The sequence below is a fragment of the Saccharopolyspora sp. 7B genome (assembly GCF_020177435.1).
Classification (GTDB): Bacteria; Actinomycetota; Actinomycetes; order Mycobacteriales; family Pseudonocardiaceae; genus Saccharopolyspora_C; species Saccharopolyspora_C gregorii.
In genome coordinates this window covers 14315-28574 of record NZ_JAIUKC010000144.1, presented here as the reverse complement: position 1 = coordinate 28574, position 14260 = coordinate 14315, and the positions used below count along the sequence as shown (strand labels likewise).

Below are 14260 nucleotides of genomic sequence, written 5' to 3'. Positions count from 1 at the left end.
GACCCAGCCGTGGCCCCAGCCCCAGCCGTGGTGCCGGTGCCGGCCCCAGCCGCCGGAGCTGTAGACGAAGATGCTCTTCACTTGCATGGTCATTACCTGCTTCCCACACGAACCCGGCAGGCGAAATCCGTTCCGTCCACCGGTGCCTCGGTGCTGCTGCGGATTCGATGGGAGTCGTTCTTCGCGGCCCCGTACGCGTCGGGTGGTCGACTCGGCGGGCCAGGCCCGGCGCGATTGCCCCCAGGTTAGCCCCGCGCGGCGCGCCGGGACCACGGGAATTCGGCCCGCACGCGGTGCGTGGCCGGGGGCGCCCACCTGCGCGGCGCCCCCGCGCGGATCACTCGGTGGCCTTCAGGTCCACGTCCACGGTGAAGTCGTCCTCGCCGTCGAAGTAGTTCGAGTCGTCCTCGGACGGCGAGTAGGTGTCGACGATCATCTTGCCCGCGTCCACGTCGAACTGCAGCAGCCGCAGGTAGCCGAGCCCGCCCTCCGGGGCGCTCTGGTAGTCGGCGAGGATCTCCGGCACGGTGCGACCGCCGCCGAGGTCCTTCACGTTGTGCGTGGCGCCGTGGTTGTGCCCGCACAGCACGGCCTTCACGTTGCGGTGCGGCTCGACGATCCGATCGAAGATCTCCTGGCCCTGCTCGCTGTAGGAGCCGTCGGTCTCCAGGTACGCGTGCACGCTGATGATCACCGGGGTGTCGGGGTGCGCGGCGAGGACGTCCTCCGCCCAGGCGAAGTCCGCCTCCTGCATGTCCCAGGTCAGCGACAGCATCATGACCTGCTCGCCCGCCACGTCCACGAGGTCGTAGTGCTGGCGGTTGTTCTCGAACGACTCGCCGCGCACCGGGGAGCCGGCGAACCGGTCGTCACCGAAGTAGTCCGCGTAGAGCCCGTCCACGTCGTGGTTGCCCTCCACGACGCCGTACGGGAACTTCGCGTCGTCCAGCACCTTCATGCTGGCGTCGGCGTTCTTCCACTGGTCCTCGTCATCGGAGTCGTCCACGATGTCGCCGGTGTGCGTCGCATAGCCGATCTTGCGCTCGGCGGCGTTGTCGACGAGCCACCGGGTCTGCGCGTCGAAGTGCTCGGGGTGGCTCTCCGAGTAGTACTGGGTGTCCGGAATCCAGGCGATCGCGGCGTCGTAGCTGCCCGGGTCGGGCAGCTCGGCGGCACGCGCACCGGGGCCCGCGAGCGCGCTGGGCGCGGCGATCGCGGTGGCGGCGGTCAGGCCGGTGGCGGCCAGGGCGATCAGCAGACGGCGGTCGGGCTTCACTGCGGCTCCTCGGCTCGGCGTACGTCCGGCACATCGTGCCGCCGCCGCGTGGAGCCGGACCCAAGCCGCGCCGACCCCCTGGTGAACCGCCTCTGAACACGCCGCGATCACCGGATTTCCCGGTTCTCCCGCGAACGACCGGGCGGCCGGCTGGTACGAAACCGTGACGGGACGACGACGTGGCGCGGACGAGCGCGGGACACGGTGGGGCCCATGCACCTCCGAACCCGTTCCTTCGCGCTGCTCTGCGGGCTCGCGCTGACGACGGCGGTGGCGGGCGCGGTTCCCGCGTCGGCCATCGTCGGCGGCACCGAGTCCGCGGAGCCGTACTCGTTCATGGTCTCGCTCCAGTACGACCCGCCCCGCCCGGACGGGCACCGGTGCGGGGCGGTGCTCATCGCGCCGCGGTGGGCGGTGACCGCGGGCCACTGCGCCAACTCGCCGACCGGGGCGACGGCGGGCGTTCCCCGCGGCTGGCAGGTCCGCATCGGATCGCTGGACACCACCACCGGCGGCGAGGTCACCGAGGTCGACGCGTTCTACCGGCGGCACAACTCCTACGACCCGCCCGGCGAGGACATCGCGCTGCTGCACCTGCGCGATCCCGCGCAGGCCCGGCCCGCCCGGCTCGCGGACAGCGCGCCCGCAGTCGGCGAACCCGTCCGGATCCTCGGCTGGGGTGCGACTGCGGCCGGCTGCGGCGACTTCGACGACCCCGAGTGCTACCCCAGCACGCTGCGCGAAGCCGACACCCGGGTCGTGCCGCTCGCGGAGTGCTGGGACGACGACGGCAGCACCTCGCCGTTGTGCATCGGTCAGGCCGAGCCGCCCGTCGGGCCGGGCATGACGGACTCCGGCGGGCCCGCCCTGGTCCGCGACGGTGACGGGTGGGCGTTGGCCGGGACGGTCATCGGACCCGGCATCAGGGGCACCGACTTCCCCGACATGTACACCGATGTCGCGGCGAACCGCGCCTGGATCGAGGGCATCGTGTCCGGGACCGACGTGCCCCCGTTCGACCCGGTCCCGAACGTGGCGGGCGCGGCCGAGGTGGGCGAGTGCCACGGATCGGTGGTGCGCACCGCCACCGCGCGCCCGGACGATCCGGCGCTGGCGCTGACCAACGGCCACTGCCTGCCGAGCGGACGGCCCGCGCCCGGGTCCGCGGTGGTGGACCGGCCCGCCGACTTGGCGGAACCGATCACCATCAAGGACTCCGCCGGCTACTCGCTGGCCACCTCCCGCGCGGTCCGGCTGGAGTACGCGACGATGACCGGCACCGACATCGCCCTGTACCGGCTGGACAAGACCTACGCCCAGCTCGCCGCGGAGGGCGCGACCGTGTTCCGGCTGCCCACCGCCCCGCTGCGCGCCGGTGACCGGATGTTCCTGTCCCGCCTGGACGGACGCCCGGAGTGCGCGGTGGAGGCGGTACCGCGGCACCTGCGGGAGGACGGCTACCAGCAGGACGACCCGGTGCGCTACGCCCCCAGCGACACCTGCGCCAGCAGGCCCGGCGATTCCGGCGCGGCGCTGCTGTCCCCCGACGAGCGCACGATCGTCGGCATCAACAACACCTCCAACCGCGACGGCGAGCAGTGCACGAACGACAACCCGTGCGAGGTCGACGAGAACGGGGACGTGACCGCGGTGCGGGGCCGCAGCTACGGCCAGCAGGTGCACCTGATCTCCGCCTGCCTGGCCGAGGGCTCCCGGTGGGACGGGTCCCGGCCCGGCTGCGCGTTGCCTGCCGCAGCGCCCCCGGCCCGCTCGCCCGGCGAGTGACCGGGGCGAGCGGACCGACCGAACGGCTCAACCGAGCTCGGCGACGACCGCGTCGGTGATCTCGGTGGTCTTGGCGGTCCCGCCGACGTCGGGGGTGCGGATGCCCGCGGCGGCGGTGGCGTCGATGGCGTCGCGGAGGCGGGTCGCCTCGGCGGGCAGGCCGAAGTGGTCGAGCATCAGGGCGGCGCTGCCGAGGGCGCCCGCCGGGTTCGCCAGGTCCTGCCCGGCGATGTCGGGGGCGGAGCCGTGCACCGGTTCGAACATGGACGGGAACCGGCGCTCCGGGTTCAGGTTGGCGCCGGCGGCGAGGCCCAGGCTTCCCGCCAGCGCCGAACACAGGTCGGAGAGGATGTCGGCGTTGAGGTTGGAGGCCACCACCACCGACAGGTCCTCCGGCTTGAGCACGAACTTGGCGGCCATCGCGTCGACGAGCACGCTCTCGGTCTCCACGTCCGGGTAGTCGGCGGCGACCCGCTCGAACACCTCGTCCCACAGCACCATGCCGTACTGCTGGGCGTTGCTCTTGGTCACCGACGACACCTTCTTGCGCGGGCGCTGCCGGGCGAGGTCGAAGGCGAAGCGGATGATGCGTTCGCAGCCGTGCTCGGTGAACAGCGCGGTCTGCAGCGCCACCTCGTTGCCGGGTCCGCGGCCGGAGAGGTTCCGCCCGCCGAGCCCCGCGTACTCGCCTTCGCTGTTCTCCCGCACCACCACCCAGTCCAGCTCGGTGTGGTCGGCCTTGCGCAGCGGCGAGGTGATGCCGGGGTGGAAGCGCACCGGGCGCACGTTGGCCCACTGGTCGAAGTTCTGGCAGATGTTGAGCCGCAGCCCCCACAGGCTGATGTGGTCGGGCACCGACGGCCAGCCGACGGCGCCGAAGTAGAGGGCGTCGAAGCCGCGGAGCTGCTCCAGGCCGTCCGCGGGCATCATCCGCCCGGTCTCGGCGTAGTAGCCGCAGCCCCACGGGAATTCGGTCCAGTCGAAGGCGAACGCGCCGCCGGAGCCCGCCGCGAGGGCGTCGAGCACGGTGCGACCGGCGGCGACGACCTCCTCGCCCACCCCGTCGGCGGGGATGGCGGCGATGCGGAAGGTGCGGGCGGCGGGTGCTGCTGGCATCGATCACTCCTGGGGTCGCTGCGGGCGGTGGTGGCCCGAGTGAAGCCCGGCGGCGCAGCACGCGTCCAAGACGCGTCGGCGATGCGATGCATAGGCCGGGCCTATCCGCACCGTTCAGCGGGCCTCGTCCAGGTAGTCGGCGGCCCGGTGCTCGCGGGCGACCGCGCGGAACGCTTCGGCGATCGGGGTGAGCGGGGCGGTGCGGCTCAGCAGCGCCACGTGCAGCCGGGCCGGGTGGTCGATGCGGGCGAGGCGCAGCCCGCAGCGCCGGGCCAGCGGCGCCCACGCGGCGGGCAGCACGGCGAGGCCCACGCCTTGCAGCACCAGCGGCAGGATCGACGTCCGGTGCGCCACTTCGGCGGCGATCCGCACCGGCACTCCCCCGGCGAGCGCGTCGTCGACGATGCCGCGCATCAGGCTGCCCGGCGGGGAGGCGATCAGCCGCGCGTCGGCGAGGTCGGCGAGCCGCACCGGATCCGCGGCGGGGAACTCGTGCTCCGGGGCGCCGACGAGCAGGAAACCCTGCTCCTCCAACGGGATCACCTCGACCCCGGGCGCGCGGGGCGGCGCGGGAGCACCGACGAGACCGAGCTCGCAGGCGCCCTGCTTGATCAGCTGCACCACCTCGTCGGCGGTGAACGCCGCGTCGGCACCGACGACGACGCCGGGGTGGCGCCGGGCGAACTCGGCGGTGAGCGCGCCGAGCGGTTCGATGCCGGGCGAGGGCATCGTGGCGAGTTCCACCCGCCCGCGCAGCACGCCCTTCACCGAGTCCACGGTGGCGCGCGCGGCCCGCAGGTCCCGCAGCACCTGCCGCGCCGGGCCGACGAGTTCGCGGCCCGCGTTGCTGATCACCACGCCGCGCCCGACCCGGTGGAACAGCCGCACCCCGAGTTCGCGTTCGAGTCCGGCGATGGCCTGCGACAGCGACGGCTGCGCGAGGTGCAGTGCCTGGGCTGCGCGGCCGAACCCGTCGTGGTCGACGACGGCGAGGAAGTACTCCAGCTGCCGGGTGTCCATCGGGGTCGGCCTCCCGGGTCGGGCGTCGTCGCAGCGTGTGCGGCATTCATTCGGTGAACCTATGGCTCGGGTAGCAACTTACTCTTGGACGCCGCGACGGCGGCCGGGCCACGGTGGTTCCCACGTTCCGGCCGGGTCGAGGAGGATTCATGGGGCGGGTGCTGGTCGCGCTCGATTCGTCCGGGGGCCGCTCGACGCGCCGACCGCCACCGCCGGCCTCGCCCGCGAGGTGGTGGGCTCGGCGGCAGCGCGAGCACCGACGGCGACGGACGGTCGGCCGCGCCCACCGGGCGCGCCCCCGATCTCCCCCGGTCGGCCGAGCTCGCCGGGCCGCACCCGCGGGGGCCGCACGACTCACGGCTGGTCCGGCCGATGCCGCGCGGCAACGAACCCGCCGGTGCCGCTCGCGCGGCCCGGGACGCCGGCACTCCGATAGCCGCCGCAACCCCGGAAATCATCCGTCCACTTCGGACTCTGCGGCGGCTGGTCCCGACGTCGCGCCCACCATCACCGACCTCGACGCCGACTCGGCGCGCTGCATGCGCGACGCCGCACCGCTGCTGGAACGGCTCGGGGCGCGCATCGCCGAACGGCTGCTCCCCCGCGGCTGATCCCGGACGCCGCCCGAACGACGTGCAGGAGAGTGCAATGACGCATGCCGCACCGCAGCCCGCCCCGAAGCCCTGGTACCGGCAGTTGTACGTGCACGTGCTGATCGCCATCGTCGTGGGCGTGCTCCTCGGGTGGTGGCGGCCCGAGCTCGGCGAGGCCATGCAGCCGATCGGCACCACGTTCATCGCGGCGATGAAGATGCTGATCGGGCCGATCGTGTTCCTCACCATCATCGGCGGCATCGCCAACGTCGCCGACCTGAAGAAGGTCGGCATCACCAGGTTGAAGGCGCTCACCTACTTCCAGCTGGGCACGATCGCCGCGCTGCTGCTGGGGCTGGTCGCCATCAACGTCACCCGGCTCGGCGTCGGAGTGCACGCCCGGCCGGAATCGCTGCACAAGCGGGGACGCCCAGCAGTACATCGCCGACGGCGAACGGCAGCACTGGTGGGAGCTGTTCACCCACCTGGTCCCGGAGAGCTTCTTCGGCGCGTTCGTCGACGGCGACATCCTGCAGATCATCTTCCTGGCCGTGCTGTTCGGCATCGCCGTCAAAGCGGTCGGGCCGGTCGGCGAGCCGATCATCGCCGGGGTGAACCGGCTGACCGAGGCCGTGTTCAAGGTCCTGGGCTTCGTGATGAAGGCCGCGCCGCTGGGCGCGTTCGGCGCGATGGCCTACGCGGTCGGCGCGTTCGAGGTGTCCGCGTTGAGCAGCCTGGGCACGTTGATCGCGCTGTTCTACGGGACTTCGCTGTTCTTCGTGGTGGTGGTGCTCGGCGGAGTGCTGGGCGCCTACGTGCGGTTGAACGTGTTCCGGTTGTTCCGGTACTTCAAGGAGGAGTTCCTGCTGGTGCTCGGCACGTCCACCGCGGAACCGGCGCTGCCGGGGCTGATGCGGAAGCTGACGGCGCTGGGCGCGGACCGCGCGACGGTCGGGCTGGTGGTGCCGACCGGGTACAGCTTCAACCTGGACGGCGCGGCGATCTACCTGTCGCTGGCGGCGCTGTACATCGCGCAGGCCACCGACACGCCGTTGAGCATCGGGCAGCAGCTGGGCCTGCTGGCGGTCATGCTGCTGACCTCGAAGGGTGCGGCCGGGGTCGCGGGCGGCGGGTTCATCGCGCTCACCGCCACGTTGTCCACCATCGGCACGGTGCCCGCTGCGGGCATCATGTTGATCTTCGGCATCGACAAGTTCATGTCGGAGTGCCGGGCGCTGGTGAACTTCTACGGCAACGCGGTCGCGACGCTGGTGATCGCCAAGTGGGACGGGGCGCTCGACGTGGACCGCGCGCGAGCGGTCCTCGCCGACCCCACCGGAGCCGCGAACCCCGCCACGAACCCGTATTCCGATACTCCGACCGACCACGAAGCTCCGACCCCGAGCGATCCTCGCACCACTCCGGCGAAGACCGGCCCCGCAGAGGACGCAGTGGACCCCGCCATCCGCTGACGGCGTCCGCTCGCGACGAAGAGCGCTGCCGCCCTGCCTTCGAACCTGCCCGGCTGCCGCTACCCGCTCACCACGCGAAGAACCCGATCCCCGTCTTGCGGCCGAGTTCCCCGCGCTCGACCTTGTCCCGCAGCAGCTGCGGCGGGGCGAACCGCTCGCCGAGCGTGGCACGCAGGTGTTCGGCGATGGCGAGCCGCACGTCGAGCCCGACGAGGTCGGTGGAGCGCAGCGGCCCCATCGGATGCCGGTAGCCGAGCCGCATCGCGGTGTCCACGGATTCGGCGTCGGCGACGCCCTCTTCGAGCATCCGGATCGCCTCCAGGCCGAGCAGCACGCCGAGGCGGCTGGTGGCGAAGCCCGGCGAGTCCCGCACCTGCACTTCGGTCTTGCCGAGGCCGCGCACCCAGTCGCGGGCGCCGCCGAGCACGTCCGCGGCGGTGTCCGGCCCGGCGACGAGCTCCACGAGCTGCGAGGCGGGCACCGGGTTGAAGAAGTGCATCCCGAGGAACCGCCGCGGTTCGCGCAGCGCCGCGGACAGCTCGGCGATCGGCAGCGAACTGGTGTTGGAGGCCAGCACCGCGTCCGGGCCGAGCACGTCCTCCACCGCGGTCAGCACCTCGACCTTGAGCTCCAGCTGCTCGGGCACCGCTTCGACGACCAGCTCGACGCCGCCCGGCAGGTCCGCGACGCCGGTCAGCACCCGCAGCCTGCCGAGCAGGTCCGCGGGGTCCTCGGCGAGCTTGCCGCGGTCGGCGGCCCGCCGGACGCTGCCCGCGATCCGGTCGGTCGCGGCGGCGGCGCCGTCCGCGCCGCTCTCCACGATGGACACGTCGGCGCCTGCGATGGCGAAGGTCTGCGCGATGCCCGACCCCATCCGGCCGCCGCCGATGACGGCGACCTCGCCGGGGACAGCTGGTGTGCTCATGACTTTCCTCCGCTCCCAGGACCGGGGCGGCACCCCGGCGTCGTCAGTGCCTGCTGCCACCGCGGACGGCCCGCTCCGCCGGCCCGGGACGGCGGGGCGGTCCCGGACCGGCGCGGGGCGCGCTGGCCGGGGCCCATTCTTAACCGTCCGGTCGGTCGGTGATCAACCCGGTCCCCCGGTAGCGGGCTCCCGGTACGGCCGAACCGGTGAACGGCGGTGCGGCCGGTGGGCGCAGCACCACCGTCACAGCCCCAGCATCACCGTCTTCGCCTCGGTGTAGGCGTCGAGGACGTCGGTGCCGTGCTCGCGGCCGAGACCGGACTGCCCGAACCCGCCGAAGGGCACGCTCCCGCTGCTCATCTCCTGCCCGGAGTTGATCCACACCGTGCCGGCGCGCAGCCGCGCGGCGGTGCGGTGCGCGGTGCCGACGTCGCGGGTCCACACCGAGGCGGACAGCCCGTAGGTGGTGTCGTTGCCCGCCCGCACCACCTCGTCCTCGTCGGTGAACGGCTGCAGCGCCGCGACGGGCCCGAAGATCTCCTCCCGCGCGACCCGCATGTCCGCGGTGACGTCGGTGAGCAGCGTCGGCGGCACGTACAGCCCGCCGATGCCCGTGCCACCCGCGGCGATCGTGGCGCCTTCCTGCCGGGCGAGGTCCAGGTAGGAGGTGACGCGCTCGTAGTGCCCGCGGAACGCCAGCGGCCCCATCAGCGTCCGCGGGTGGAACGGGTCGCCGATCGGGATGCGCGCGAGCTCCGCGGTCAGCAGCTCGGCGAACCGGTCGCGCACGGGTTCCTGCACGAAGATGCGGCTGCCCGCCACGCACGACTGCCCGCTGCCCGCGCAGAACCCCATCGCGGCCTGCGCGGCGGCGGCCTCCAGGTCGGCGTCGGCGAACACGATCGCGGGCGATTTCCCGCCCAGCTCCAGGGTGACGCGCGCCAGCGAGTCCGCGGAGGTGCGCACGATGTGCTTGCCGACCTCGCCCGAGCCGGTGAAGCTGATCTTGTCGACGCCGGGGTGCGAGATCAGCGCCTGCCCGGTCACGTCGCCCGGACCGGTGATCACGTTGACCACCCCGGCGGGCAGTTCGGCGGCCAGCAGGTCCGCGAGCCGCAGCGCGCTGAGCGAGCTCTGCTCGGCCGGTTTGAACACCACGGTGTTGCCGGTCGCCAGGACGGGCGCCAGCTTCCACGCGGCCTGCAGCAGCGGCCCGTTCCAGGCGACGATCGCGCCGACCACGCCGACCGGCTGGCGCAGCACGTAGTGCAGGCGGGACGGGTCGGTCGGGCCGACCTGGCCGTAGAGCTTCGTGGGCCAGCCCGCGTAGTGCCGGAACACCTCGGCGGCGTGCTCGACCATGCCGCGGGTCAGCGCCAGCGGTGCGCCCATCTCCAGCGAGTCGAGGGTGGCGAGCTCCTCCTGGTGCTCCCGCAGCGCGTCGGCGCTGCGGGCTCAGCGCGGACCAGGACGGGTCGTCGAACGCGGCGCGGGCGGCGGCGACCGCGGCGTCCACGTCGCCCGCGTCGGCGAGGGCGATCTCGGCGAGGTCCTGCTCGGTGGCCGGGTCGACGGCCGGGAACGACGCGCCCGCGCGGGCCTGCCGCCACTCCCCTCCGATGAACAGCCCGTGCGGGCGTGCCAGGAATGCGGGGCGCGGGCGCGGCGTGGACGCGTCGAGGGACAGCGGTGCGGACACGGTTTCCTCCGGTGGTTCGGCGACCGCGCGCTTCGCGGCCGTGCCACGACTCTGCGGCCTGCACGCGGAAACCTCGGAGGTCCGCGGACCCTAGGAATCCCCGACCCACCTTCGAGGATCGCCGTCAGGCGCCGGTGATCACCATCGAGATCAGCACCACCACGAGCAGCACCAGGTACGCCACCGCGTGCACTCGGTCCGGGATCCGCCCGGTCACCCGCTTCGTCACCGCGATCGCGGGCAGCGAACCGCACAGCAGCGCCGCCGCGGCGAGCAGGTCGACGAATCCGATCCGCCCCGCCACGGCCACCGCCGGGGCCCCGGACGCGTACACGGCGGTCCCCGCGAGCGCTATCGGCACGCTCAGCGGGTTCGCCATCGCCGCGGCGTCCGCCATCGGGAAGCCCCGGCGCCGCAGCAGGGGGACGGTCAGCACGCTGCCCCCGACTCCGAGCAGCGCGGCCACCGCGCCGATCCCGGTGCCGCCCGCGGTCGTGGTGGCGCGGCCGAGCGGGCGCGGCGGCACGGCGCGGTCCCGGGAGCCGAGGAACCCGCTGCGGAACAGCCCGTCCACGATGGTGATCGCCAGGTACGCCACGAACAGCAGGTGCAGCACCCCGTCCGGCACCAGCCCGGCCAGCAGCGACCCGAGCACCGCGCCGACCGCGATGAACAGCACCAGCGGCCACAGGTAGTCGCGGCGCAACCGCCCGGCGCGGGCCTGCGCCAGCGTCGCCGACACCGAGTTCACGATCATCACCGCCGTCGAGGTCGCCACCGCCACGTGCATCGCGTCCGCCCCGGAGGTGGCGACGACGAACCCGAACACCACCGGCACGGTCACGAACCCGCCGCCGAAGCCGAACAGCACCGTGGTGACGCCGGTCAGGCAGCCGAAGCAGAACAGCACGAGGAAGGAGGTCAGCACTTCCAGCACGCTAGGCGCCCGGCGCGCCGGCCCGCATTCGTCGTCCGGCCACGTTCCTCCGAGCACTCGCCGAACCGGGCATACCATCGCGGGGTGCGCAACGTGCCGATCGCGGAGCTGGAGGACCTGGACCGGCCGGTGCTGGCGATCGGCACCGACTACCCGCCGGGCCACCTGCTGCCGCTGCACCGCCACCGCCGCGCGCAGCTGCTGTACGGCGCGACCGGGGTGATGCGGGTGGAGACCGCGGACGGCGACTGGACGGTCCCGGCGCACCGCGCGGTGCTCGTCCCCGCCGGGACCGATCACCAGGTGCTGATGAACGGCGTGACCACCCGCAGCCTGTACCTGGAGCCGCGCGCGGTGCCGTGGTTCCCGGACCGGTGCCGGGTCGTGGAGGTGTCGCCGCTGCTGCGCGAGCTGCTGCTGGCCGCGGTGGACGTGGAGCCCGAGTACGACCCGGCCGGGCGGGACGGCGCGCTGGTGGAGCTGGTGCTGCACGAGATCCGGTCGCTGGCGCCGCTGCCGTTCGACCTGCCGCTGCCGCGCCACCCGGGGCTGCGCCGGTTGTGCGAGCGGTTCCTCGCCGCCCCGGACGTGCACGATCCGAGCTCGCGGTGGGCGGCGGAGCTGCACGTCGGCGAGCGCACCTTCAGCAGGCTGTTCCCGGCGCAGACCGGGTCGACCTTCCACGCGTGGCGGCAGCGGGCGTGCGCGCTGCACGCGGTGCGGTCGCTGGCGTCGGGGCGCACCGTCACCTCGGTCGCCGCCGAGCTGGGCTACGGCAACCCGGCGGCGTTCACCACGATGGTCAAGCGGGAGACGGGTTCGGCGCCCAGCGCGTTCCGGCCGTGACGGCTCCGGCCGCGGTCAGCCGGCGCCGGTCGGGTCCCCGTCGGTGCGGTCGCGCCCGGCCCGCTGCTCGTGCACGGCGTCGCGGTGCTTGGCGTGGGCGCGGCGCAGCGAGTCCCGCAGGCCCGGCTCGTCGTGGATCTCGGCCCGGAACTTCGCGGGCAGCGCGTCGAGCCGGCGTTCCTCGTCGAGCAGCTTCTCGTAGGTGCGCTGCCGGGCCGCCGGATCGGTCTCGTAGCCCTCGTCGAGGTACTGCTCGGCGTGCCTGCGGGCCCCGGCGATGGTGTTCTTCGCCCGTCCCCGCGCGCTCAGCAGCGAGGCCAGCACGGTGATCACCAGCACGCCGATGATCACGCCCAGGGACACGCCGGTGCTGATCTCCACGACGTGCACCGGCCGGCCGCCGTTGATGAACGGCACATTGTTCTCGTGCAGGGCGTGCAGCACGAGCTTGACGCCGATGAACCCGAGGATGACCGCCAGCCCGTACGACAGGTAGATCAGCCGGTCCAGCAGCCCGTCGATGAGGAAGTACAGCTGCCGCAACCCCAGCAGCGAGAACGCGGTGGCCGTGACCACCAGGTACACGTTCTGGGTGAGCCCGAAGATCGCCGGGATCGAGTCGAGCGCGAACAGCAGGTCGGTACCGCCGATGGAGACCATCACCAGCAGCATCGGGGTGAGCATCCGCTTGCCGTCGACGTGGGTGAACAGCTTGTCGCCGTCGTAGTCGTCGCTGGTGTGGAAGAACCGCTTGGCCAGCCGGATGATCACGTTGTCGGCGGTGCGGTCCTCGGACTCCGAGGGCCGCAGCAGGTTCCCCGCCGTGATGAGCAGGACGAGCCCGAACAGGTAGAACACCCACGCGAGGGTGTTGATCAGCGCGGCGCCGATGAAGATGAACCCGGTCCGCGCGAACAGCGAGAACACGATGCCGAACAGCAGCACCTTCTGCTGGTCGGCGTGCGGCACCTTGAAGCTGGAGATGATGATCAAGAAGACGAACAGGTTGTCCACCGACAACGCCTTCTCGGTGACGTACCCGGCGAAGTACTCCGCGCCCATCGTGGTCCCGCCGAAGATCCACACGAGCAGGCCGAACACGATGGCGATGCCGACGTAGAGCGCCGACCACACCGCCGCCTCCCGCAGCCCCGGGGTGTGCGGCTTCCGGACGTGGAAGACGTAGTCGAACAACAGCAGGCCGATGATCACGACGATCGTCAGGATCCAGACGTAACCGGGAACGCTCATCTCAGGCCAGCCAGGCCAGCGCGGCGACGACGAGCGCGCCGGTGCCGGTGCGCAGCGTCGGCTGGAGCACCGGTGCGAAGGTGCCGGAGTGGTTGACCGGGATGTCCTGCGAGACCCGGCCCTCCCTGCTGGCCCGCTCGAACCGATCGGGGTCGGTGCCGCCGAACGCCCAGTACGAGTACGGAGTCCCCCACGCGGCGGGCAGGTCGCCGAAGTCCTCGCTGGCGGTGACCCGCCCGATGTCCTCCACCCGGTCGGCGCCGAAGTGGCCGGTGAGCGCGGCGGTGACCTTCTCGGTGGTGTCGGCGTCGTTGTCGGTGAGAGAGAACCGGGCGAACATCTCGAACTCGGGTTCCCGCGGGGAACGGGACGCCTGGCACTCGGCGCGGACGATGCGCTCCACCGCGTCGAGGACCTGGCTGCGCGTCCGCTCGTCGTAGGTGCGCAGGTTCAGCTCGATGGTCGCCTGGTCCGGGATGACGTTGCTCTTCGTCCCGGCGAGGATGCTGCCGACGGTGAGCACCACCGGGTCGGTGGGCGCGACCTCGCGGGACACGACGGTCTGCAACCGCACCACGATGTGCGCGGCGAGCACCACCGGGTCGACGGTCGCCTGCGGCATCGAGCCGTGCCCGCCGCGGCCGTGCACGGTGATACGCATGCTGTCGGCGGCGGCGAACGTCGGTCCGGCGTGGGTGCCGACGATCCCGGCCGGGTACGGCATCACGTGCTGGCCGAGGGCGACGTCGGGTTTCGGCACCAGGTCCGCCAGCCCGTCGTCGACCATGCCCTGCGCACCGTCGCCGGACTCCTCGGCGGGCTGGAACAGGGCGATGACGGTGCCGCTCCAGTGCTCGGTGTCCGCCGCGAGCAGTTGCGCGGCGCCGAGCAGGCAGGTCACGTGCACGTCGTGGCCGCAGGCGTGCATGACGGGCGAGCCCTCGCCGTCCTCGCCGGAGGTGGCGGTGCTGGCGTAGGGCAGTCCGGTCGCCTCCCGCACCGGCAGCGCGTCCATGTCGGCGCGCAGCAGCACCACCGGGCCGGATCCGTTGCGCAACACCCCGACGACTCCGGTGCCGCCGACGCCGGTGTGCAGCTCGTAGCCCTGCTCGCGGAGCCGTCCGGCGACCTTCTCCGCGGTGCGGTGCTCCTGGTGGGACAGCTCCGGGTGCTGGTGCAGGTCGCGGTAGAAGTCCTCCTGCCAGCTCGTGGCGTCCTCGGCTCCCGCGAGCACGGACGAGACGGGATCGGCGGTCATGGCGGCTCCTCGCTCTGTCGGACTCCCTTGGATTGTGCGCAGCGGCCGGAGCGTTCGCCGGGCGGCGACCGCGGTACTCGGC

At 72.8% G+C, this 14260-nt stretch carries 10 protein-coding genes and 2 pseudogenes; 4 read left to right on the top strand and 8 right to left on the bottom strand.

Features of this window, described 5'->3' with window-relative positions; all coding sequences use genetic code 11:
* Positions 1-337: 337 nt before the first annotated feature.
* A complete protein-coding gene (locus tag LCD33_RS21770; protein WP_224961354.1) occupies positions 338-1276 on the bottom strand; it encodes a metallophosphoesterase in 939 nt (312 codons plus the stop codon).
* A 213-nt stretch (positions 1277-1489) separates the two neighbouring features.
* Here LCD33_RS21770 and LCD33_RS21765 point away from each other — a divergent pair, with 213 nt between their 5' ends.
* The gene (locus LCD33_RS21765) at positions 1490-3061 is read left to right on the top strand and encodes a trypsin-like serine protease (RefSeq protein WP_224967444.1); all 1572 of its coding nucleotides are present in this window, start codon (positions 1490-1492) and stop codon (positions 3059-3061) included.
* A 27-nt stretch (positions 3062-3088) separates the two neighbouring features.
* Here the strand turns inward: LCD33_RS21765 and LCD33_RS21760 are convergent, their stop codons facing one another.
* Complete coding sequence (locus LCD33_RS21760; RefSeq protein ID WP_224967442.1) at positions 3089-4177, bottom strand: tartrate dehydrogenase; 1089 nt, start codon at positions 4175-4177, stop codon at positions 3089-3091.
* 114 nt (positions 4178-4291) lie between these two features.
* The gene (locus LCD33_RS21755; protein WP_224961360.1) at positions 4292-5197 is read right to left on the bottom strand and encodes a LysR family transcriptional regulator; all 906 of its coding nucleotides are present in this window, start codon (positions 5195-5197) and stop codon (positions 4292-4294) included.
* A gap of 372 nt (positions 5198-5569) precedes the next feature.
* Here LCD33_RS21755 and LCD33_RS29475 point away from each other — a divergent pair.
* Together LCD33_RS29475 and LCD33_RS21750 are read left to right on the top strand one after the other, a co-directional pair.
* A pseudogene (locus tag LCD33_RS29475) lies at positions 5570-6127 on the top strand (cation:dicarboxylate symporter family transporter); the annotation flags it as partial.
* A 103-nt stretch (positions 6128-6230) separates the two neighbouring features.
* A complete protein-coding gene (locus LCD33_RS21750; RefSeq protein WP_308011314.1) occupies positions 6231-7262 on the top strand; it encodes a cation:dicarboxylate symporter family transporter in 1032 nt (343 codons plus the stop codon).
* 67 nt (positions 7263-7329) lie between these two features.
* Here LCD33_RS21750 and LCD33_RS21745 read toward each other — a convergent pair whose 3' ends face one another.
* From LCD33_RS21745 to LCD33_RS21735, 3 genes and pseudogenes are all read right to left on the bottom strand, one after another.
* Positions 7330-8187 carry a 3-hydroxyacyl-CoA dehydrogenase family protein gene (locus LCD33_RS21745; RefSeq protein ID WP_224961362.1) on the bottom strand — a complete coding sequence of 286 codons (858 nt, stop codon included), beginning with the start codon at positions 8185-8187 and terminating at the stop codon, positions 7330-7332.
* A 243-nt stretch (positions 8188-8430) separates the two neighbouring features.
* Positions 8431-9886: pseudogene (locus LCD33_RS21740) on the bottom strand (aldehyde dehydrogenase).
* 124 nt (positions 9887-10010) lie between these two features.
* The gene (locus tag LCD33_RS21735) at positions 10011-10814 is read right to left on the bottom strand and encodes a sulfite exporter TauE/SafE family protein (protein ID WP_224967440.1); all 804 of its coding nucleotides are present in this window, start codon (positions 10812-10814) and stop codon (positions 10011-10013) included.
* A gap of 93 nt (positions 10815-10907) precedes the next feature.
* On the opposite strand from LCD33_RS21735, the gene LCD33_RS21730 reads away from it, so the two are divergent.
* Complete coding sequence (locus LCD33_RS21730; protein WP_224967438.1) at positions 10908-11669, top strand: helix-turn-helix domain-containing protein; 762 nt, start codon at positions 10908-10910, stop codon at positions 11667-11669.
* Positions 11670-11684: 15 nt separating this feature from the next.
* Here the strand turns inward: LCD33_RS21730 and LCD33_RS21725 are convergent, their stop codons facing one another.
* Together LCD33_RS21725 and LCD33_RS21720 are read right to left on the bottom strand one after the other, a co-directional pair.
* Positions 11685-12920, bottom strand: coding sequence for a TerC family protein (locus tag LCD33_RS21725; protein ID WP_224961370.1), 1236 nt, complete (start codon positions 12918-12920; stop codon positions 11685-11687).
* A 1-nt stretch (position 12921) separates the two neighbouring features.
* On the bottom strand, positions 12922-14178 hold the full coding sequence (locus LCD33_RS21720) for an amidohydrolase (protein WP_224967436.1): 1257 nt from the start codon (positions 14176-14178) through the stop codon (positions 12922-12924).
* Positions 14179-14260: the final 82 nt, after the last annotated feature.